The sequence below is a fragment of the Bradyrhizobium sp. IC4059 genome (assembly GCF_020193615.1).
Lineage (GTDB): Bacteria > Pseudomonadota > Alphaproteobacteria > Rhizobiales > Xanthobacteraceae > Bradyrhizobium > Bradyrhizobium yuanmingense.
The window spans coordinates 89,839-113,408 of the sequence record NZ_JADYVH010000018.1; the positions used below are offsets into that span (position 1 = coordinate 89,839).

Annotated in this window: 13 protein-coding genes and 3 pseudogenes; 12 read left to right on the forward strand and 4 right to left on the reverse strand. The window is 59.0% G+C overall.

Annotated elements, in window-relative coordinates:
• Positions 1-93: 93 nt before the first annotated feature.
• The 7 genes and pseudogenes from I6F12_RS37420 to I6F12_RS34925 form a co-directional block, all read left to right on the forward strand.
• Positions 94-204: pseudogene (locus tag I6F12_RS37420) on the forward strand (carbon-nitrogen hydrolase family protein); the annotation flags it as partial.
• Between the two features lie 83 nt (positions 205-287).
• Positions 288-1,157, forward strand: a complete 870-nt coding sequence (locus tag I6F12_RS34900) for a carbon-nitrogen hydrolase family protein (protein WP_275970699.1) — start codon at positions 288-290, stop codon at positions 1,155-1,157.
• Entirely contained in the window at positions 1,150-2,253 is a 1,104-nt protein-coding gene (locus I6F12_RS34905) for a cupin domain-containing protein (RefSeq protein WP_225158356.1), read from the forward strand. The genes I6F12_RS34900 and I6F12_RS34905 overlap by 8 nt, the downstream gene beginning before the upstream one ends.
• 24 nt (positions 2,254-2,277) lie before the next feature.
• On the forward strand, positions 2,278-3,189 hold the full coding sequence (locus tag I6F12_RS34910; RefSeq protein WP_225137005.1) for a fumarylacetoacetate hydrolase family protein: 912 nt from the start codon (positions 2,278-2,280) through the stop codon (positions 3,187-3,189).
• A 56-nt stretch (positions 3,190-3,245) separates the two neighbouring features.
• Entirely contained in the window at positions 3,246-4,025 is a 780-nt protein-coding gene (locus tag I6F12_RS34915) for an Asp/Glu racemase (RefSeq protein WP_275970698.1), read from the forward strand.
• Between the two features lie 58 nt (positions 4,026-4,083).
• Positions 4,084-4,995, forward strand: coding sequence for an IclR family transcriptional regulator (locus I6F12_RS34920; RefSeq protein WP_225137003.1), 912 nt, complete (start codon positions 4,084-4,086; stop codon positions 4,993-4,995).
• A 553-nt stretch (positions 4,996-5,548) separates the two neighbouring features.
• A complete protein-coding gene (locus I6F12_RS34925; RefSeq protein WP_225158357.1) occupies positions 5,549-5,962 on the forward strand; it encodes a hypothetical protein in 414 nt (137 codons plus the stop codon).
• 102 nt (positions 5,963-6,064) lie between these two features.
• Here the strand turns inward: I6F12_RS34925 and I6F12_RS34930 are convergent.
• From I6F12_RS34930 to I6F12_RS34945, 4 genes and pseudogenes are all read right to left on the reverse strand, one after another.
• Positions 6,065-6,395: pseudogene (locus I6F12_RS34930) on the reverse strand (hypothetical protein); the annotation flags it as partial.
• Positions 6,396-6,446: 51 nt separating this feature from the next.
• The gene (locus I6F12_RS34935) at positions 6,447-6,665 is read right to left on the reverse strand and encodes a hypothetical protein (RefSeq protein WP_225137000.1); all 219 of its coding nucleotides are present in this window, start codon (positions 6,663-6,665) and stop codon (positions 6,447-6,449) included.
• Positions 6,666-9,296: 2,631 nt separating this feature from the next.
• Positions 9,297-9,479, reverse strand: coding sequence for a hypothetical protein (locus I6F12_RS34940; protein WP_225158358.1), 183 nt, complete (start codon positions 9,477-9,479; stop codon positions 9,297-9,299).
• A 39-nt stretch (positions 9,480-9,518) separates the two neighbouring features.
• On the reverse strand, positions 9,519-9,893 hold the full coding sequence (locus I6F12_RS34945; protein WP_225158359.1) for a hypothetical protein: 375 nt from the start codon (positions 9,891-9,893) through the stop codon (positions 9,519-9,521).
• 467 nt (positions 9,894-10,360) lie between these two features.
• On the opposite strand from I6F12_RS34945, the pseudogene I6F12_RS34950 reads away from it, so the two are divergent.
• The 5 genes and pseudogenes from I6F12_RS34950 to I6F12_RS34970 all read left to right on the forward strand — a co-directional run.
• A pseudogene (locus I6F12_RS34950) lies at positions 10,361-10,591 on the forward strand (S1/P1 nuclease); the annotation flags it as partial.
• A 650-nt stretch (positions 10,592-11,241) separates the two neighbouring features.
• The gene (locus I6F12_RS34955) at positions 11,242-13,368 is read left to right on the forward strand and encodes a type I secretion system permease/ATPase (RefSeq protein WP_225158361.1); all 2,127 of its coding nucleotides are present in this window, start codon (positions 11,242-11,244) and stop codon (positions 13,366-13,368) included.
• Positions 13,355-14,794: an HlyD family type I secretion periplasmic adaptor subunit gene (locus I6F12_RS34960; RefSeq protein ID WP_225158362.1), complete on the forward strand. Its 1,440-nt coding sequence runs from the start codon at positions 13,355-13,357 to the stop codon at positions 14,792-14,794. The genes I6F12_RS34955 and I6F12_RS34960 overlap by 14 nt, the downstream gene beginning before the upstream one ends.
• A gap of 87 nt (positions 14,795-14,881) precedes the next feature.
• Positions 14,882-15,256, forward strand: coding sequence for a hypothetical protein (locus I6F12_RS34965; RefSeq protein ID WP_225158363.1), 375 nt, complete (start codon positions 14,882-14,884; stop codon positions 15,254-15,256).
• Positions 15,257-15,258: 2 nt separating this feature from the next.
• A partial coding sequence (locus I6F12_RS34970) for a calcium-binding protein (RefSeq protein ID WP_276573408.1) occupies positions 15,259-23,570 on the forward strand: 8,312 nt, incomplete at its 3' end.

The window sequence follows — 23,570 nt, forward strand, 5'->3', positions numbered from 1 at the left end:
CTGCCGCGTTAGACGCGAGCGGTCTGAGAACTTGACTCCAATTCATTATCGTTGTTTATTTACAGTAATATTGTACAAAGTGTAGGCTCACAAATGCTCCCTGTATTTCGCGCCGCCGCCATCCAGGCCTCACCGGAGTTCCTGGACAGCGCAAAGACGATATTGAAAGCGGTGGACCTGATCGGGGAGGCGGCGCGGCACGGCGCTTCGCTAGTCGCCTTTCCGGAGGTGTTCGTTCCTGGGTATCCTTATTGGAGTTGGATCACTGACCCAGTAACGGGAAGCGCATGGTTCGAGCGGCTTTCGCGAGCCTCCATATTAATCGACCGTCCGGAGGTGGCGACGTTGTCGCGGCCGCACGCGAGCACGGTGTTCATGTCGTTATCGGCGTCAACGAACGTAGCCCGATCAGTTGGGGCGCCATGTACAACACCTTGCTATTCATCGGCCCTGACGGAAGGCTGCTGGGCCGGCACAGGAAGCTCGTTCCGACCTGGGCGGAGAAGCTGACCTGGACCAACGGCGATGGTTCTTCGCTCTTGGTTCATCAAACCGCGATCGGTCCGCTCGCCGGGCTGGCCTGCGGCGAGAACACCAATACGCTTGCGCGCTATGCTCTGCTTGCTCAGGGCGAGTTGGTCCACGTCGCAAGCTACATTGCACTGCCTGTTGCACCGCCTGACTACGACATGGCCGATGCGATCCGGCTACGGGCTGCGGCTCATTCCTTTGAAGGAAAGCTGTTCACTGTCGTGGCCTGCTCGACCATCTCCGAAGAGATCATCGCTGCGATGGAAACGATCGTTCCGGATGCTCGGGCGCGACTGAAACGCAAGTCGAGCGCATTCTCCGGGATTATAGGGCCGGATGGACGTGTCGCGGGCACACCGCTGATCGACGACGAAGGCATTGTTTATGCCGACATCGATCTCAGCCGCTGCATTCAGCCAAAGCAGATGCACGACATCGTCGGCCATTATCAGCGCTTCGACATCTTCAATCTGCGGGTGAATGCCGCGCCGCAGGAGCCAGTGTCGATTCGCAACGATCCCGCCTCGATTACCTCTGGTGGCCGAGACAGTCCCGGCCACGACCCCGCTGGGGAGGAAGCCGGTCACTTTGCAGAGACCATGAAGAGGAGATTGTCAAATGCGTGAAGATGTTGCGGGTCGCTCTCACGTCGGGGACACTCAGGAACTGCTTTCCTACTACAGGGAACTCGAGGATCTGGACGCCGGAGCACTCTGGACAGTGGCGAACAAAATTGAGCCCTGGTTTCCGAAGTCGACGTCGGTGCCGGTCCTTTGGCCCTACCGTCGCCTGCGCGAACATGTCCTTCGCTCGGTGGCGTTGGTAACGCCAGAGAAGGCCGGCCGACGGGTGATCTACCTGTCCAATCCCAACCGTCGCGACGTTTCGGCAGCCGTGGGCTGGCTCTATACCGGCCTTCAGGTGATGAACCCGGGCGAGGCGGCTTCGGCCCATGCCCATTCGGCTTCCGCTCTACGCTTCATCATGGAAGGGTCTGGCGCTTATACGATCGTCGACGGCCACAAGATGACGCTGCGCCGCAACGATTTCGTCCTCACGCCGAATGGCGCCTGGCACGAGCATGGCGTGTCGGCCGACGGCAGCCCCTGCATCTGGCAGGATGGGCTGGACATTCCGTTGATGAACGCGCTCGAGGCGAACTTCTTCACCGTCCATCCAGACCTGAGGCAGAAGGTCACCTATGAGATCGACGACTCGACCCACACCTACGGCGCTCCTGGCGTACTACCTGCTACAGGCACCTGGTCGAAACCCTACTCGCCGCTCTTCAAGTATGAATGGGAGCCGACCTACGAGGCGCTGACCAAGTACGCCATGGCAACCGACGCTTCGCCCTATGACGGCGTCCTGATGAAATACGTCAATCCAGTCACGGGCGGTCCCGTGATGCAGACGATCGGGGCCAGCATGCAATTGCTGCGGCCGGGAGAGAGGACAAAGGCGCACCGCCACACTGGAAGTTTTATCTATCAGTGCGCCAAAGGCAGTGGCTACTCCATCGTCGATGGAAAGCGCTTCGATTGGCAGGAGCGCGACATCTTTTGCGTCCCATCATGGGCAATCCACGAGCATGCCAATGCGTCGGACAAGGAGGATGCCTGCCTGTTCTCGTTCAACGACCTGCCGGTCATGCATTCGCTCGGCCTCTATCGCGAGGAGGCCTATGGCGAGAACGAGGGCTATCAGCCGCTCGCCGCTTAAGCCACGAAACATCGGAGAAGAAACATGCGGTTGATTACATTCCGTGCCAACCCTGCCGATAAGTCAAAACTAGGCGTCGTGATCGGGGGAACCGTCCTCGATGTCGGGGGGCTGGGTGCTGCGTCCGGCATTCCCCTGGCGGATGACATGCTTGCCTTCATCGATCAGGGTCCTGCCGCACTGGGAGCGCTTCGCAAAATCGTTGACGATACGGAGCGGGCCTTGCCGGTCGGCGCTGCGCTACCAATCGAGAATGTCAGGGTACTCGCTCCGATCCTGCGCCCACGCAAGAACATCTTTGGCATCGGGCTCAACTATATCGAGCATGTCGCAGAATCGAGCCGCACCTTGAACACGTCGAAGGAGTTACCGAAACAGCCAGTGATCTTCTCCAAGCCGCCCACTACAGTAATCGGACCCGGCGATGCCGTGCATCACGACGCCAAGATTACCAAACAACTCGACTGGGAGGTGGAATTGGCCGTGATCATCGGGCGGACCGCTCGCCGGGTCCGAGCCGAAGATGCGCTCAGCTATGTCTTTGGCTACAGCGTACTTATTGATATCAGCGCGCGCGACAACCGCCGCGCTGGCCAGTGGATCTACTCGAAGGGCCAGGACACCTTTGCGCCCTTCGGTCCAGCGATCGTCACCACAGATGACATCCCCGATCCACATGTTCTGGACCTCTCGCTATCCGTCAATGGCGTCGAGAAGCAGAACTCAAATACGCGGCACATGCTATTCAACGTCAACGCGCTGATCTCCGATATCAGCCAGGGCATCACGCTCGAGCCGGGCGATATCATCGCGACTGGCACGCCGGACGGCGTCGGCGCTGGGCGCGACCCGCAGGAATGGCTGCGGCCGGGTGACGTCATCGAGGCCGAGGTGGGAGGCATCGGCAGGTTGCGCAACCCTGTCGTCGCCATCTGACGTCCAGACAGACAGTCTTCACCTGAGATTTTGCACGTGACCCGGGACAGGACACCATGACTGCAGACAAAGTAATACGCATCGGCCAGATCGTGCCCAGTTCCAATGTGACCATGGAGCGCGAGATTCCGGCGATGCTGCGCGCGAGAGAGAGTGTTCTTCCCGAACGCTTCTCTTTCCACTCCGCGCGCATGCGAATGAAGAGCGTCACAAAGGACCAACTGGCGGCGATGGACCGCGATTCCGACCGCTGCGCCTCCGAATTATCGGATGCGCGAGTCGATGTTCTCGGCTACGCCTGCCTGGTCGCGATCATGGCGATGGGCAAGGGCTACCATCGCATCTCGCAGGAACGACTGCACGGCCGCACCGTGGAAAATGGCGCCCCTGCGCCCGTTGTTACCTCCGCCGGCGCGCTTGTCGACAGCCTGAAGCTCATGGGTGCAAAGCGTATCGCCATCGTCGCTCCGTATTTGAAGCCGTTGACCAAGCTGGTCGTCGATTACATCGAGAGCGAAAACATCTCCGTCAACGATTTCATCGCCCTCGAGATAGAAGACAATCTGGCAGTCGGTGCACGAGACCCGCTGGCCCTCGTCGACATCTACAAAAAGCTCGATATGAAGGGCATCGACACCCTCGTCCTCTCAGCATGCGTCCAAATGCCATCGCTAGCTGCGGTGCCCGACGTCGAGGCCGAATGTGGTGTACCCGTCGTCACTGCCGCTATCGCCACAACGCACCAGATGCTGACGGCGTTAGGCCTCGAAGCGACACTCCCCAACGCGGGCCACCTGCTTTCCGGAGCCTTTGCCCAGACAGCTCCCATCAACTGAATTGCGATCGCGGGACTTAGAGGACTCCGTTGCCCGTTTGCCCCCCGGATTGTAAGACATGGACCACTCCAAGGAGAACCCCACCGACATGGTGGCGGTTCGCGCAACGGCCCCGGGAACGGCTCAAGTGGATAAAGACGGATCTAAAAAGAGTGCTCGGAAAGGCATTCAGTCCATCGAAATTGGATTTCGGGTAATCGACTTCCTGGTTACCGCCGGGCGGCCGCTGCCCCTAAAGGAAATTGCAGGGGGCACGGGCCTATCCGCGAGCAATCTGCATTTCTATCTCGTCAGCCTGCTCGGCATCGGAGTGGTTCATCAGGATGCCAGCACCGGGCATTATGGCCTTGGTCCATATACGCTGAAACTTGGAATTGCCGGCCTTGAGCAGTTCGACATCTTCACAGCCTCCCGCGATCGGCTCGTCGAACTGGCAAACGACATCGGGCATAGCGTTTTTCTCGGCGTTTGGGGCAATCACGGCCCGACGATTGTCTTTCGGGCCGATGGTATCCACAGTCGCTCCGTTTTCGAACTCCGCGTGGGCAGTGTACTCCCGATCCTGAGATCTGCCTTGGGACGGCTGTTTTTGGCGTACCTTCCCGAGGGCATGACGTCCGCCCATGTTGATGCGGAACTGGTAGACCTATCTCAGCGCCCTTTGCGGACCGAGTTGGCCGACATCCCGCGCAGTTGGAAGGAGGTACGCGAACTCGTCGCGACGATCAGGGAAAAGGGAATTAGTCGCAACCGATCCAACCTGCTATCTGACTACACTGCGATCTCGGCTCCCATCTTTGACCATACCGGCACAATCATTGCAGGTATCACGGTGATGGGCCTGCGAGGTGTCCTGGATGACGATTTGGCAGGACCAAACGCTATGGCGATTCAGTCTCTGGCCCGCGATATCTCCAGCGATGCCGGCCAAAGAACCACAAGTTATATCCCGTATATTTCAAAAACTTAGCTAGAGGGCGGGGCGCAGCCCTCCACGACGCTATTATTTTGAGCCGAATTCCGGCGGCCTTTTCGGCTAAGACTTTCTCCAAGGCGGTTCTCAGAAGTCTAGCCGCAAGACGAAGAGGTCGATCTAGCCGATGGGCCAGATAGACTCAACTAGGTGTGTCGCCCTCTGTGCAGGCTTCAACACCAAGCTCAATCTACCATTAGTCAACTCTTGCTGCACAATCCAGTACGGAAGTCGCCTCCTCTCTTGCTTGCGTCACACCGGCATACGTCGATGATAGTCGATGCGGAGCGCTGGGGTGCTGTTAAATCCACCTCTGGATCGGGCGGCGATGGTGAGAGCGTCTTCCACAGCGGTGGTGATCACGCGGGCGATGGCAGCTCCGGTGGCGATCACTGAGCGTGCCGAGCACAAGCCTGCTTTGGGCCAGAAGCGGGCTCGTTCGTCGTTCAATACGAGGCATTCCGCTAACAATCATTTAGCAGTTTTAAGATGACCTAGGCTTCGAGGTGCAACTACCAATTGGTGGCCCGTGGCATCACTGGACAAGTTATTGGACGATTTCCCCTATGCCGGGGTTATCGCAGGCCTCGGAGCCCTTGGCTTCTTCCTAGGGAATCTCGTTCTCAATTTTGGCCTTTGGCAGCTGGTCGTCGCCCCAATCATTGGTGGGGGATTGGGTTGGCTCTGCGGTGCTTGGGTTCTCAAGGAGAGGCGCCTCGCGGGATTGTATGTATTTCCCGCACTGATGTTGCTCGATTGCTGCTGCTTCATAAACGACTCTTTCGCTTACTTCGCAAGCAAGAGCCGCCTCGGTCTTGCCCTGGGGTTTTCAGAGGTGCGGTTCTCCTATAATCAAGACAATTCCGATATCCCCATTCCGCTGAGGACGAAGGTTCTGCATATATACCGAGCGAGCATTCTGTTTATTTTGCTCCTCTTCGCCCTCGTACTAGTAACTCGTTAGGCCGGTCGGCGATGCCGCGTTGCGTTTAGCTGGAATGAAGATGTCCTTGCACAATTCTCCCTTCTGACGGACGACGACCGGGTCGGCGCCACCGGATCGGCCCGGGAAGCTATTGGCGACGCTCAAAGCGTGTTCCTCGTCAGTCTCAAGAGCTATTTTTTGAGCTAGCATGACATCGCCCTGGACCAAACCACCCACCGGGACGAAGCACCACCCCGTGCCAAGCCGCCCGTATTCATCAATTTTGTTGACGTTGCCGGACCTTCCCCGGCGTATGCGGTACCGCTTTCCGCTATCGCACCCCACGACATCGAAGTACCCCTTCCTTTCGAAGTCGACTCTTTGCTGTGGCGAAAGAACGCAGCAGTCGCAGCCCCCGAGCCTGGACCGTTTTCTCCTCCTTTGCTGCTCGATAAAGCCTACCAACGGCCAGGCTCCGGCCCGTCCACCGGCCGATGCGACCGAACCTTCTCGTCACTGCTGCTCACCCCACAAGCCGCGGGAAGAACAATGTCTCTTCGGCGGTCGGATCGAACGCCGTGATCCTGGTTGCCTCACCAGGCCCCGTCCGCACTGCAGCGGTATATCCCTTGCTGGTAAATTGCAGAAAAAGCTTCTCCGCCTCTACCAGTGCTTCTGCATTGGAGTTGTCGAAAAAGTGCCGGCTCTCGCCGCTGTGATCCATCGCGATTTGCACTGCCATGGCTGAGACTCCCGATTGCACTCTCATGCAATGTGGAACATGCACTTCCCCGTTCCTAATCGTTCGAAACGTCGGCGAGACAGTCTGGGTAAGTGGAGTGGATGGAGACGCCAGCAAACTATGAACTGCATCGATTCACCTTTGTTGTGGCCGGAACCTGAGATACCGGGAAAACTTGGCAGACCGGGCTGGCACCATATTGCACCTACCTCTTTCACCCGGCCTTTTGACACGGCGCAGGCCGCAGCGATTCAGCTCGCTGCGGCCTTTCCGTCGAATTGCCAGCGCGGTCCGCCGGCTACGGCGACCTACGTCCGAGCCTCGTCCCAAATGACGCGAGTAGCCCGGTCCGCGAGCGTCACACTGCTGTCCGCATAAAGTGGCGCGTCGAGCGACCTTAGCCCATACTTGCCCATGCTGTGCGGCCGAGCTTCCTTGTAGTGCGCGCTGATGAACTCGCGAACCTTGGCCAGCGACCTGATCGCGCTGAAGCGAGTCCTCCACGATTGCTAGGAAGATCATCTGAATTACGTCGTCCCTGACGTCGTGGAGGGAGGTAACGTGGGACCAGGTTGGCGATCTGATTGAACTCAATCCTCTCCGGAGTGAGCACAATCTCTCGCGGTGGGGTTGGTTGGACGCCAAAGGCCGAATTGGACGCCATCGCGGACGATATCCGGGAAGAGGGGTCTGGTACGCCGTGGTTGAGATTTTGGGATGGGATGCGGTCCAACGAACCGGTGAAGCGATTGCAAGCTTCAGCGAGCGCTGCGAGTCAAAAACGAAGGTCGGAAGAGGCAGCTCGGCGGCTTCTGACGGAGAACGCGAAGTACTTTACCGCGGAAACGTCTGTTGAAACTGAGGTGCTTTGCGAACTGGAGTGGGATGAAGAAGCGGGAGCCAAGCTTCTCTGAGGCCGGAACGCGGGGTGAACAGAATCCCCGGTCATTCCCCGCTTGTTGCTGCTTAGTTCTGCTCTTTCGTGCCTGCACCTGCCGAACAGGCCTGAGCACGAATCTAAAAAAGTACCGGATTTTCAGTGATTCTGATGGTGGGCGCACAAGGGATCGAACCTTGGACCTCTCCCGTGTGAAGGGAGCCCTCCTCGGACGCGCAGCATTAGGACCGCCGGGCTCAGATCAAGGCTCGCATCAGGTAAGCTGACCACCGATTGACCACCGAAACCTCTTGAACGGACGGCGATCAAGGTGGTCAATCGCGAGCAAACTTCATTGTTTTCATTGATCTTTTCGTTTGTTACTTACGTTCGGGACGCAGGGGCCGCAGGTTCAAGGAAGCGCTGGCTCGCAATTTACAACTCTGCTGTAACCCACCATCGATCTATATAGCTGCGCTATGGCCGTCTTTTACATCTAAGTACCTGTGGTTGTTTAGAAGACATCAGACTCTTAATCAGCGGGTCCCAGGTTCGAGCCCTGGTGCGCCCACCAAATCTTCTTTTCAATCAACGTTTTAGAACTAATCGGATCCGATGTTCCCCGGTCATCTCTGCTTGGGTCACGTCGGGGTCACGCAGAGCACGAAACTGACCCGCTTCTTCGTCAGCCATCGCAAGCGAACTAATCGAATCCTTGAGAAGCGAGTCCTTATAAGGGCCTGCCGGAGATCAGGATGGATTGGAATTGATCGGGAGTCGCGCTTCTTGGCGATCTCGTGAACTTCTAGCGTGCCGCCGACCCAGCTGCTCAGGTCCAGCTACATAGCTCATGTTACCTTTGCGCTGGCAGTGCGAAGACCAGCGTTGGCGAAAATTCGCCGCAGACTGCAATCCCCGGTAGTATAGCACAGCACAAGTGGGGGCTTGTTATGAAGGAAGGCGATAAGTTCGGAATTTGGATAAGGCGCGGTGCGGCTGCTGCCTTCTGTCAAAAGCTCCCATCAGGTCGCGGAAACCCTCGCCCTTTCGGAGGTGCCTGTTCGATGCAGGTCTTCGCCCGAGCGACAATTTCCTTTGGTGATAGCTCCTTGAGAATTCGATCACGTTCATTCCCAAAAATGAGAGCAAGCTCCATGAGACGTTCACGTTCACCTTCGGGCTGACGTGTATCTAATCTTCTGAAAGTCGCGGATGCGTTTTGATGGTTGATCTCAGCGTCGTTCGCTTTCGCTCGGAGCGCAGCATCGGTCGGGACTTGGCCCGTTTCCATAAGTTTGTCCGCGACAAAGATGGTCGTCGCGCAGGTGAGATGGACGTCCTCCCGGGGAGAACAAGCCGCTACCGACAAGCTCGTAGCAGCGAAAAGAGCCAAAACGAGGGTTTTGTGGCGAGGGATCACACTTAATCTCGGTTCTGACCGGGTGGACCAAAAATGCCGACAACGCCACTCCACTTGTGGGTTGCACAGCAGCACTCCGTCAACCCTGAACACTATAGATGCTCAATTTTCTATGAACACAGGCGGTCTGCTACGGTCAAAGGCTGCCCTGTTGGCTGGCAATAAAACTTAATCGGGTCAGCTGTTGGAAGCGGCCCCCTTTGTCGCTTCGGGTTCAAGTCCGCCGCGGGCCAATTGCGGAGGTCGAAGTCTGGCGTCGGACATGCTGGGAAAGCGAGCCTTCCACTATCGTCTTGAGCCTCTGGAGCGCAATGGTCCGTCTGCTGTGAGGTCGTTAGATCAGGTGGAAGGTGATCACAAGTAGGAAAAAGACGACCAGCCCGATGGCGACCATCCTGAAGATGTAAGCGGCATCAACATCGCGCCCAAGCCATTCGAAGTCTGGCCCCCATAGTACGGTTGCGACGAACCCCAGAACGAGCGTCGTGATCAGCAGGACCGCGTACATGGTGTCCATTGATTTGTGCCTCTACTTCGCCAACAGCAGGCCCAAGTTTCAAGCCGCGCGCTGACGCACGTTTGCGTGCTGACCTTGCTTTGAGCCGTATAGCCAAAGGCCGTAGCCGACCGCAAAATGAAAGAGCGTGAATAGAAGTAGTGCTTCCAATACGTGGCCGTCTAGCGGGTATTGCTCAACAAGGCTCCATCCAACGATCATAAAGAAGCACTTCGCGAACAAAACGCAGGCGACTGCCTGCCAGAACTTGCGAGGAAGAAATGCCAGTTCGAACGACATCAGCACGAGACCGATAGCCGAAACCACCTCTATCGCAAAGTTAATGATCTGGCCCGGGTCATATGATCCTAAATCGCGAATGCTAAAACTCGCGAGCAAAACATTGACGAGCGCAAAAAGCTTCCAGACGCCCATGTTAACCTCTCATCGCTAGCGCAACTCTAGATAGAGAGCATTGAGTGAAATTCTCGCTTACAAGCCTGACTTATCTAGGGTTACGGGAATAGCTCAAAACTTTGGAAACAAGCATTGCGAAACCGGCCATTCGACCGAGGACAATAAGTCCTGTTGTATGACGCTGAAATTACGGCTGAGCTGTGCGTCGTGACAAAAACCTGGAATTTTTCTGACTTCGAGTTTCGTAACGAGCGGACGTTGGCGATACGGCTCCAGTCCTCGCTGAATTGCGTCAACAAGCGCAATTGGAAACTGGGCCTGGTTCTCCTCCGGGATCGCCAGTGCTGATAAGCGACGTGTTCCAGCTCCCAACTGCTCAGAGGAAGTTCAACTTTCACCTCGCCTCGCGTTCAATCAATACTGACGCTACAAGGACGTGAACTACTCGCCGAAGGCAGCACGCCGCTCCCGCCACCCGACCCTGTGGAGTGACCGAGCTCAAGCTCATGATCGCGGGTCTGCCGCCTTCGTCCGGCGCTGCTGACGACCTACGTTCCTACGATCTCGTCTGGATGCTGCATCTGGTGGGCGACACACACCAGCCGCTGCATGACCTCGGCCGCTATACCCGGCAGATTTCAAACGGAGACGCTGGCGGCAATACCGAGCAGGTGATACCGGCAAACGGCGACGTCCTGGCGCTGCACGCACACTGAGACAGCCTTTTCGGCGGACGTTTCGCCGTATGGCGCAGTTTACGATGCTGAAGAGAGAGATGGCCTTGCGCAGACTAACGTCAACGAGACCCTGGCGAAGGTCTCCGAATCAAAAGCATGGATCGACGAGAGTGCTGAACTTGCCAAACAGTACGCTTGTGCCAGCTCCATAAGTCCCGGACCCAATCCGGTGCTGCTCACGCGTGATTACGAACGCCGGCAACATCGCGCGAGCCCAGGCGTCGCTCGGTGCGGCGAGGATGCCGCGTCTTCTCAACGATGCCCTGAGGTAGGGTATCGTCTGGCCCGCCGCGCGACAAGCCGTCGCGATACCGATTCGACCCAGTGGCGGCTTAGGACGACCTGCGTCTCAAATTCCGTTTGGTTGATGCATGCGATAAGCTCCAAACAATAGCGTCGATGAACAAGTGCCCGCCGTCAATCGGGAGCGCCGCCAAGAACACGGTACTCTATCGGTTCCTTGTGCCGTTATTAGGAGTGGCCAAAGCTTGAGAGCCGGTGCTTACACGTGCCGTCCGGTAACAACTTTGTTTGGCTTTCCACACAACCAAAGCGAGATTTCATTTTGCGTCCCTGAAACAAACGTGCAATACAGAGGATGACGACCGGAAGTAGTGGTAGGGGCGACTTTGGAAGCCGTACGTCAGGATACGGGGCTGCAGTGCCTTGCGCTGCTGTTGCGATTTCATCAGATCGCTGTTGATCCCGCACAGATTGCACATCAGTTCACCGGCTCAGCGATCGGCGTCCAGGAAATGCTTCGCTGCGCCAAGCAGCTCAAGTTAAAGGCGCGGGCGGTTCGCGAAAGTTGGTCTGGCCTTGGCAAGCTTTCATTGCCCGCTATTGTCGAGCGACATGATGGGTCATTTGCAATTCTGGGCAAGGCCGGCACCGAAGACGTGCTCATTCACGACCCCGCGGTCAACCGTCCGCAGGTCGTCAAGCGCGCTGAGTTCGAGCAGGGGTGGACCGGACGCATCGTGCTGATGACGCGGCGCGCGACGCTATCGGATCTGGCGCGCAAGTTCGACATCACCTGGTTTCTCCAGGCCATGCACAAATACCGCCGATTGCTCGGCGAGGTGCTTGTCGCGTCATTCTTCCTGCAATTGTTTGCATTGGTTACGCCGCTGTTCTTCCAGGTCGTGACCGACAAGGTGCTGGCGCATCGCGGCTACACCACGCTCGACGTGCTGGTGTTCGGCCTCGTCGTCGTGTCGATATTCGAGACCGTTCTCGGTGCGCTCCGGACTTATGTCTTCTCCCACACCACAAACCGAATCGACGTCGAGCTTGGCGCGCGCCTGTTCCGGCACCTGATCGCGCTGCCGATCGCCTATTTCGAAGCGCGGCGGACGGGAGATTCGGTGGCGCGGGTGCGCGAGCTTGAGAATATCCGAAATTTCCTCACCAGTTCGGCCCTGACGCTGGTGATCGACTTCGGCTTCACGTTCGTCTTCCTCGCGGTGATGTTCTACTACTCGCCGTTCCTGAGCTGGATCGTGGTGGGCTCGTTCCCGTTCTACGTCGCGATCTCCGCCGGTGTCACCCCGATCTTCCGCGAGCGGTTGGACAAGAAGTTCGACCGCGGCGCGGAGAATCAGGCCTTCCTGGTCGAGAGCGTCGGCGCGATCCAGACCCTGAAAGCGATGGCGATCGAGCCGCAGATGCAGCGGCGCTGGGAGGAGCAGCTCGCGGGTTATGTCAGTGCCAGCTTCGACGTGCTCTCGCTCAGCAATTGGGCGAGCCAGTCGGTGCAGTTCGTCAGTAAGCTCGTCACGGCGCTGACGCTTTATTTCGGGGCGCACCTCGTCATCGCGGGCAGCCTCTCGGTCGGCGAGCTCATTGCCTTCAACATGCTGGCAGGCCGGGTGGCGCAGCCGGTGCTGCGGCTGGCCCAGCTTTGGCAGGATTTCCACCAGGTGCGGGTCTCGATTGCCCGGCTCGGCGACATCCTGAACACCGCGCCCGAGCCGATGTTCGACCCTTCGCGCGCGACGCTGCCGCCGATCAAGGGCGAAGTGACCTTCGACCACGTCAACTTCCGCTACCGGCCGGACATGTCGCTGGCGCTTCAGGACGTCTCGCTGAAAGTGCTCCCGGGACAGGTGATCGGCATCGTCGGCCCTTCCGGCTCTGGCAAGTCGACGCTGACAAAACTTATCCAGCGCCTCTACGTGCCGGAGGCCGGCCGCATCCTGATCGACGGAATCGACCTAACGGTCGCTGACGTCGCCTGGCTACGGCGCCAGATCGGCACGGTGTTGCAGGAGAACGTGCTGTTCAACCGCACCATCCGCGAGAACATCGCGCTCGCCGATCCCGGCATGGCGATGGAACGAGTGATCGCCGCCGCGGAACTCGCCGGTGCGCACGAGTTCATCCTGGCCTTGCCGGACGGCTACAACACCGTGGTCGGCGAACGCGGAGCAAGCCTGTCGGGCGGCCAGCGCCAGCGCATTGCGATCGCGCGGGCGCTGGTGACCAATCCCCGCGTCTTGATCTTCGACGAGGCCACCAGCGCGCTCGACTACGAAAGCGAGAACATCATCCAGCGCAATATGCGCAAGATCTGTGCCGGGCGAACCGTCTTCATCATCGCGCACCGACTTTCGGCGGTGCGTCACGCCGATCGCATCATCACCATCGAGGCCGGCCATCTGGTCGAGGACGGCAGCCACGACGAATTGATCAAGAAGGCCGGACGCTACGCCATGCTGCATCAGATCCAGGCCGGGCTCCATGTCGTCGGCTGATGTGATCGAGCGCAAGAGCCGCGCGTTCTGGCGCCGCCAGCGCGACGCACGCGAGTTCCTGCCCGCGGCCTTGGAGATCCTGGAGACGCCGGCCTCCCCGGTCGGGCGGACGGTCGGCCTCACTATCATCGTGTTCTTCGCGCTCGCGATCGGCTGGGCGACCTTCGGCCATGTCGACATCATCGCCACCGCGACCGGCAAGGTGGTACCGACCGGCCGCACCAAGACGATCCAGCCGCTGGAGACCGGCATCGTTGCCGCGATCCACGTCCACGACGGCGACCGGGTTACCGCCGGCCAGGTGCTGGTCGAGCTCGACCGCACCGTGACGCAGGCCGAGCGCAAGCGGGTGGGGCAGGATCTGATCGCGACCCTGCTCGACGTTGCGCGCCTGTCGGCGCTACGCCGCAGCTTTGCCGACCTCGCTGCGCCCGAGGATATCGAGGAGCCGGTTGGCGCGTCCGAAGTGGAGATAGCGCGGGCGCGCTCCGCCATGCTGGCGCAGGCCGCCGAGCAGCAGGCCAAGCTTGCCTCCGTCGTGCAGCAGATCGACCAGAAGCGGGCCGAGGCGCAGTCGGTGACGGCGGCGATCGCCAAGATTGACGCAACGCTGCCGCTGCTGGAGGAGACGCTCACCATCCGCAAGAAAGCGATGGAGATCCAGTACGGCAACCGCATTGCCTGGATCGACGCCCAGACGCGCCTGATCGACCAGCAGAACGAGCGCATCGTGCAGGAGCGCAAGCTGGTCGAGATCGAGGCCGCGCGCCGCGCGCTGGAGCAGCAGCTGGCCCAGACCAGATCCGGCTTCGAGCGCCAGGTCTTGAGCGACCTCTCCGAAGCTCAGAAGAAGGCCGACGATTTACACCAGGATGCAATCAAGACGCAGCGGAAGACCGACGAGCAACTGTTGCGGGCGCCGATCGAAGGCACGGTGCAGCAGCTCGCGATCCACACCGTCGGCGGCGTCGTCTCGCCCGCGCAGCAGCTGATGATGATCGTGCCGCGCGGCTCCAGCATCGAGATCGAGGCGATGATCTCCAACCGCGACATCGGCTTCGTCGAGCACGGCCAGAACGCCGAGATCAAGATCGATACGTTCAATTTCACGCGCTACGGCCTGCTACACGGCAAGGTCATCAGCGTGTCGCGGGACGCGATCATCAAGGACAAGCCGCCAGGCGGGCCGGGCGCGACGAAGCAGGGCGGCGCACTTGCTGAATCGAGCGAACCGGCTGGACAAGAGCTGCTCTACGCCGCGCGCGTGTCGCTCGATGGCACGAAAATGCAAGTGGAGGACAAGGTAGTGAACCTTGCGCCAGGAATGGCGGTGACGGTGGAGATCAAGACGGGGCAGCGGCGGATCATCGAGTATGTGATGTCGCCGTTGTTGCGGTATCGGCAGGAGAGTTTGAGGGAGAGGTAGTGATGCGTGCCGTCAGTATTGATCGCCAAGAGTCGCAACTGCAGGAGATTTCCGTCGTATGGGCGAACCCGAGGAGCGGACTAGGATATGCATGAGTTTGGATTGAGGCGGAACGTTCGGAGCAGCGGCCGCTTCGGCGAAGAGGCGCCAGATAAGATCAAGCGGCTAATCAGCGCCGTCGCTACTGCGGCGCTGATCGCAGCCTCGTTCTTCGTTTATAAAGCTTTCTATCCCTGGACAAATCGAGACCCGCTTCTTGAGAAGCGCGCGTCCTTTGCAGAGCGGGTACAAAGGCATGCATCTAACGAAGAATTGCCACAGGTGTATCCGTCTCTCGACACCGGGGTAGTTGTGATCGCTTTTGGCAATGAGGTCTACCGAGGAAGCCGTTTCGTTCGCTCCTCGATTCGTTTGCCGAACAATAGGACCGATCTGGTCAAGCATCTAATGCTGGGAGTGTAGTGATGTCCGTTACCGATGATCTCACTAAGCTTGCCAAGAAATTGACGAAAATTGCCAAAGAACAGGGCATAGAAGCCGCCTCTGAGCAGGCGGAACAAGTTGCCAAAGAATCCGGCTACAATCTCTCGAAGGCCGATATCAGCAAGGCGCTAACTGTCGCCGACAAGGCCATCGATTTTGGACAAAAAGTCCGAGATTTGAACAGTGATCGCAACCCGGATGGCTCCGTCAAGTTGTCGCGTCTCTCAAGTGCCGAAACTAGCGGACAGGGTCTGATAACGTCAATTTGGGGGAAAGGAGCGTCTGGAATCAGTTCAGGTCCTCTTTGGTTTATCAGGTGGCAATACGAGAAATTCTTTCCGAACTTCGACGAGCGATTCAATGACTTTATGAAAAAGCTTAGGAACTTCGTTTTTCCACCCGAGTCCCCCAGTTCTATTAGTGCTGCCCGTCGCGATCCTATCATCCTCGATCTAGGCGGTGATGGCATCCAATTGACGTCGTTGACCGACTCCAACGTCAATTTTGATTACGCCGGTGACGGGTTTGCGGAGCGGACGGGGTGGGTGTCACCGAACGACGGCATTCTGGCAATGGATTTGAACGGTAACGGCAAGATTGACAACGGGCTTGAACTGTTCGGCTCGCCTACACAGGATGGTTTTGCGATCCTAGAGAAGTTGGACACCAATGGCGATGGCGTCATTGACGCGCTCGACGCCGATTTCGGCAAGCTGCTGATTTGGCGCGATCTCAATCAGAACGGAGTGTCGGATGCAGGCGAGCTGCAATCCCTGGCGCAGGCTGGCATCTCGTCGATCTCACTCCAAACACAGAAGCTTGACGGGACCAACGCCGGCAACGGTCTTGGCTACGGGGCGACCTTCACGCGAACGGATGCCACGATAGGAACGGCGCAGACGATTTACTTCAATACCGATCTCCAGGACTCCGTCGACACCAGTAATATTGCGCCGTCCAAAGCCGCGTTGGAGCTCCCGCAGTTGCCGGGCTCGGGATTGATCGCCAGCATCGCCTACAAAGCGACGAACGATCCTGCTTTCCTCGCCGACTGGGCCGCGCTGACGGACGCCGCACCCGGCTTGGCACTTGCGGACTTAAAGAGCCAATTTGAGCAGATGCTGCTGCGTTGGGCTGATGTTGATGGCGTCGACCCCACCAGCCGCGGGCCCACCATCGACGCAAGGCACCTGGCGTTCCTGGAAAAATTTTACGGCACTGCATTTGTGAACAACTGGGGCGACCATGACAACGGTATACCCAATCCCCATCAGGGCCAGACTCTCGAGCGGGGATTCGACGGAATCGTCTCGTCGTATCTGACCCTCTTCCTGGCCCAAAGCGGCGGCTCGTCGCTCCTTCGTGGCACGAGCGACGAAGTTGCGATGCTCGACAACCCCTATTTCTGGTTCAGTCAGCTCGATTTTGGCGATTACGCGGCGGGCGATTCCAACGCGCCGGCAACGCCGGCAAATGTGGGCTCGGTGGTGTCGCTGTTGCTTGCCATGGCGCCAGAGGACCTGGGCGGACAGACGAGCTATTTGCTCAAGGGGCTTGGCGGATTGTCCAGCGCGGTCGGCTCCTTCTTCGCGGGCGATCAGGCCGCTTATGCAGCGACGCTGGCGCCGCTGATCCAGGACGAAATTGAGGACGACACGAACCGCGCCATCGCGATGGGAATCGTCAATGGCGTCGCACTGTTCGGCACGACCGGCGCTGAAGGCATCAACGGCACCTCCACGCAGGACGTCTTCGTCGGGGGGGGCGGCGGTGATCTGCTCAGCGGCGGCGACGGCAGCGATATCTACATCTACAACAAGCAGGACGGCGATCTCTGGATCAGGGACGACGGCGCTGCGACCGACACCGATCGCCTCGTCCTCACCGACCTGAACTCAACCGACCTCACCTTCGACCGCATCGGTGACGATCTTCTCCTGCGCGTCACGGCAACGGGCAAGACGGTCGTAATCGATAGCTTCTTCGCCAGTCAGGGCATCGACGTCCTGCGCTTCGCCGACGGCACCGAGTGGAACCGTTCGCAAATAGCAAGCGTCAGCGTGTTTCGCGGCGATGGGCACAACAATGCGATCGCGGACTCGGGCTCGCACGATGTCATCCGCGGCGGCAAGGGCGACGACTATATCGCGATCAGCGGTGGAAGTGACACGATCCTCTATAGCAAAGGGGACGGATACGATGTCGTTCACGACACGATCGGCCAGATCAGCGAGCGCGATACGTTTGTGCTGACGGATCTCAACGCCAACGACATCCAACTCTCGCGGGTCGGCAGTCACCTGCTGCTAACGGTCAAGTCGACCGGCGAATATGTCGACTTCGACAATTTCTTCCCAAACAACAGCGGCGACCGCCAGACCAAGAACATCGATATCATTAAGTTTGCGGATGGCACGAGCTGGGACCGTACCCAGATTATGCAGCAGGCCTGGTACCGCGGCACCGATAGGCTGGACAGCATTGTCACCAATTCCGAGCTCAACGACACGATCTACGGCGGCAAGGGCGACGACTTTCTTCAGGGCTGGACCGGCAGCGATACCTACGTCTGGAAGAAGGGCGACGGCAATGACGAGATCTCCGACTTCTCCTCGAAAATTGGCAACCCCAGCAATACGGACATCGATACCCTCTGGCTTCAGGACGTCTCAGCGGGAGAGGTGAGCTACTCCTACCAGGGCGGCACGCTCCTCATCACGATCAACACGACCGGCGAGATCATCAGGGTCAACGACTTCTTCTCGGGCGTCACAAGCCTGCTCGACGGTAATGCCGGCAACTGGGTCGGTATCGACCGGATCAAGTTCCAGGATGGCTCGGTGATCGACCGGGCGCAGATCACCTACAATGCCGGCCGCGACTATCTCGGCTGGGACCCCGTGGTCGTCACCATGGTGGAGCAAGGGCTGATCGTCTGGCAGACGTACTGGGATGAGTTCGGTCATGAAGGAAACATTGTGGCCGGCGCGTCTCCCGGCATCCACGATATCTGGAACGCCTCGAGCTATGGCGGATTGGGTGGAACGCTGGGGACCCCATTGGCGCTGCAGCCTAATCCGTTCCACGGTGGCGGCAATAACAAACTCAATGGTAGCGACAACATCGACATCATGGCGGGCGGTCTCGGTGCCGACGTCTTTAACGGCCTTGCCGGCAATGACGTCCTCTATGGAGATGAAGTTGGATCGGATTCGGTCGGCGACAACGACGTGATCCTTGGGGGAGGTGGCAATGACATTCTCTACGGTGGCGGTGGTTCGGACTATCTCGATGGCTGGATCGGTAGCGATTTCATCTCGGGCGGCGACGGGAAGGATTACATCCTGGCGAACGACGGGGATGACATCGTCATCGGCGGCAAGGGTGACGATCTCATCTACAACAACAACGGCGCCGGCAGCGGGAACGATACCTACCTTTATGCGAAGGGAGACGGCAACGATCTCATCGTCGAGGGGAACTCGGCGGACACGGACGTTCTGATCCTGACGGATCTCACCTCGAGCGAGGTTGAGCTTTCGCAGCAGGCCGATGATCTGCTCATCAGAATCAAGGCGACCAACGAAGTCATCACCGTCACGGGGCATTTCACCAACCGTACCGGAGACAACAACGCAGCCGGTGTGGGCCTCGAATACATCCGGTTCGCTGACATGCAGTGGGACCGAGCGCAGATCCATCAGAATGCCTGGATCCGCGGCACAGACGGACGCGACATCTTGAACGGCCGCGGGACCCTCTCGGATCTTCAACTCGGCGCAACCTTTGATGCGGGCAAAGGCAACGACGTCATCTATTCCGGGCGCAGCAGCGACACGTTCGTCTACGCGAGCGGCGATGGCAACGACATCATCTACGAGACGGACTGGCATGCCGCCGGATCGAACGTTAACGACACGCTGAAGTTCACCGATCTCAATGAGGCGAACGTCGAGCTGACGCGCTCGGGCGAAGATCTGTTGATCAAGGTGCTGACGACGGGAGAGGTCATCACCATCACTTCCCAGTTTAACAGCAACGAGACTGACACAGGCGCCGGCATTGAGCGTATCCAGTTCGCTAACGGCCAGCAGTGGAACAGGTTTCAAATCCAGCAGAACGCCTGGTTCCGCGGCACGGACGGGCGTGATCTCATCGATGCCCGCATCAGCCGCATGGACGATACCATCGAAGCCGGCAAGGGTGACGACATCATCTACACGGGCCTGCAGGGCGCAAGTGGCAACGACACCTTCATCTACTCGAAGGGGGACGGCAACGACACCATCTACGAGAACACCTGGCGCTCGTTCACCTCGACCGAGACGGACGTCCTTGTTCTGAAGGACATCCTGAGTTCTGAGGTGAGCCTGACCCGCTCCGGCGGGGATCTCCTGGTTCACATCCTGTCGACCAACGAGACAATCACGATCGTTGGCCAGTTTGGCGATTCCACTGACACTCCGGATTCTGGCATCGAGTACATCCGTTTCGCCAACGGCGACCAGTGGGGCCGCTCGACGATCTACGGCATCGCGACCAGCAATTCGCCGTTCCTCGTAGGCACGAACGGCAACAACGTCCTGATCGGCTCAAGCGCCAACCAGAATCTCTATGGCGAGGCCGGCGACGACCGGATCGACGGGCAGGGTGGCAATGATCTTCTCTATGGCGGGCTCGGCAACGATACCCTTGTGCTGAGCGTCAGCGCCCCCGGTAATGTCGCGACGGTCAACGGCGGCGTTGGGACCGATACGCTGGACCTCAGCGGCTTTGGGTCTGCGGTGTGGATTGATCTCGTCACCAACGGTGCTGAGGTGCGCACGACCGACCAGAGCAACCTCGCCAGCGGGACCTGGCGTGACATGGCCCAGGTTGAGCAGATCGAAAATATCACGGGCACGGCATTCTCCGATCAGATCGCTGGCGATGCCGGCAACAATGTCATTGTTGGTGGTGAAGGCAACGACGTGATCGACGCGCGCTCCGGCGACGACGTCGTCTTCGGCGGCATTGGCGATGACGCGCTGACTGGCGGCATGGGCAAGGACAAGCTCGATGGCGGCACCGGTGCCGACATCCTGAATGGTGGGCTCGACAGCGATATTCTGATTGGCGGAGCCGGCTACGATGTGCTGACTGGCGGCGCGGGTGGAGACATATTTGTCGTCGGCGTCGGCGATGGATCGGACACGGTCACGGACTTCACCGCAGGAAGCGGAGCGGACCACGACATGGTGCGGTTCGACCGCACTATGTTTGCCGATTTCACCTCGGTGATTGCAGCGGCGTCGCAGGTGGGCAGCGATGTCGTCATCTCCCTCGGGAACGGCGACAGCCTGACCCTGCAGAACGTCGATCTAGCCGCGCTGACCGCGGACAATTTCGAGTTCCGGCGGCTCGGCAACGAGGCTCCCACCGGGATCACGGTCACCGGCGGCTCGGTGCAGGAGAACGCCGCAGGGGGAACGATCGTGGCGACGCTGGCGGCAGTGGATGCCGGTGACGCCGGCGCGCACAGCTTCAGCATCGTGGGCGCGGACGATCTGTTCGAGATCGTCGGAAACCAGATCCGTGTCAAGAACGGCGCCGTCCTCGATTTCGAGACGCAGTCGCAGCACACGTTGATCGTCAAGGCCGCGGATGATGACGGCATGTTCGTCACGTCGACCATTGTGATCGGCATCACCGACGAGGTCGAGACGGTTGCGGGAACGTCGGGTAACGACATTCTTGCCGGCGGTGCGGGCTCCGATATCCTGATCGGCGGCACCGGTAATGATCGTCTCAATGGTGGCAGCGGTTCGGACGAATACCGTTATAATCCCGGCGATGGCAGCGATCGCATCGTCGACAATGGCGGCAGCGCCGATACTGATCGCCTCGTGCTCGGGAGCGGAATCGATCCTGCCACCATCACGGTAGGCCGGTCGTCGCTCGATAATTCCGATGTGGTGCTCCGCCTTTCGAGTGGAGAGACCATTGTTCTCCAGGACCAGTTGTCGGCGGTGCCGGGATTGGGCATTGATCAGCTTACGTTCGCCGACGGAACAGTCTGGAGCCGCTCGGATTTGTTGGACCGTCTTGACACGAACCTGTTCCTTGGAAGCACCGGGACCGAGACTCTCATTGGCACTGGCGCTGCTGACATCTTCGTGGTCGGCAATGCTAATGAAACGCTGTCAGGCTACGGCGGCAGCGATACATATCGAGTTGGAGCGACCGGTGGTAACGTGGTTATCACAGATGGGCCAGACGACGGCACCGATCGCATCGAATTGGTTGGACTTAGTAACGGGGATGTCCAGTTGTCCCCTGATGGCGCCGACCTAATTATCAAGGTACTCGCGACGGGGCGGATCATTCGGGTAACTGGACAGTTCAGCCAGACCTCCGCAGGCGTTGAAGAGGTGGCGTTCTCAAATGGAGAGATCTGGAATAGAACACAGATTGCCGGCAATGCAGTAGTCAGAGGAACCGCGGCTAACGATACGATGGTTGGAACGAACGGTGACGACGTTTTTCAACCCGGCCTAGGAAACGATGTTGTTCAGGGCGGCGCGGGCAGCGATATCATTATCTATGCTCGGGGAGATGGGAGCGACACCATCGAAGATAGCGTGAACTCAGCCAGTCAAATCGACGTGCTGCGCTTCATTGATCTCAACGTCGCGGATCTATCGTTTGCACTTCAAGGAAATGACCTCATCATTAAAGTATTGGGGTCATCAGCTATCATAACCGTAAAGCAACAGTTTGTATCCACCACGGACTTCAGGGGTATCGAACAAATCCAGTTCGCCGACGGAACCGTTTGGGGCAGGGAAGCGATCAAGGATTCGATATGGATACGCGGCACAGATGGAAATGATACGCTGGCCGGAACGTCTGGCATCGACTACTTGGCTGGGCTAGGCGGTGATGACACGCTTAGTGGCTTGGGTGGCACCGACACGCTGACCGGGGGTCAGGGCAACGACAGCCTGGACGGCGGCGGCAACGCCGATACCTACATCTACAACGCCGGCGATGGCAACGACACGATCACGGATGCAGGCTCCTATGACAGCACAGTGGACAAGCTGGTGCTGGGAACGGGCCTCACGCCGGCGACCACTTTGATCAGCCGTAATGGCAACGACATCACACTGACCTTCAGCAGTGGCGGTTCGATCAAGCTGGTGGGCGAGGACGCCGGGAATGCGACGGGGCTGGAGCAGATCGTGTTCGGCGACGGCACGACCTGGAGCCGTCAGGACCTGGAGAGCGCCTATATCGCTCAGCAGGTAGCGGCAAGTGCGACGACAATCACCGGGTTCAACTTGAACAATGACCTACTTGTCGGCACGAGTGGCGCGGACACTCTGTCCGGCCTGAACGGCACCGACACGCTGACCGGGGGTCAGGGCAACGACAGCCTGGACGGCGGCGGCAACGCCGATACCTACGTCTACAACGCCGGCGATGGCAACGACACGATCACGGATGCAGGCTCCTATGACAGCACAGTGGATAAGCTGCTGCTGGGAGCGGGCCTCACGCCGGCGACCACTTTGATCAGCCGTAATGGCAACGACATCACACTGACCTTCAGCAGTGGCGGTTCGATCAAGCTGGTGGGCGAGGACGCCGGCAACGCGACCGGACTGGAGCAGATTGTGTTCGGTGACGGCACGACCTGGAGTCGTCAGGACCTGGAGAGCGCCTATATCGCACAGCAGGTAGCGGCAGGTGCGACGACAATCACCGGGTTCAACTTGAACAATGACCTACTTGTCGGCACGAGTGGCGCGGACACTCTGTCCGGCCTGAACGGCACCGACACGCTGACCGGGGGTCAGGGCAACGACAGCCTGGACGGCGGCGGCAGCGCCGACACCTACATCTACAACGCCGGCGATGGCAACGACACGATCACGGATGCAGGCTCCTATGACAGCACAGTGGACAAGCTGGTGCTGGGAACGGGCCTCACGCCGGCGACCACTTTGATCAGCCGTAATGGCAACGACATCACACTGACCTTCAGCAGTGGCGGTTCGATCAAGCTGGTGGGCGAGGACGCCGGGAATGCGACGGGGCTGGAGCAGATCGTGTTCGGCGACGGCACGACCTGGAGTCGTCAGGACCTGGAGAGCGCCTATATCGCACAACAGGTAGCGGCAAGTGCGACGACAATCACCGGGTTCAACTTGAACAATGACCTACTTGTCGGCACGAGTGGCGCGGACACTCTGTCCGGCCTGAACGGCACCGACACGCTGACCGGGGGTCAGGGCAACGACAGCCTGGA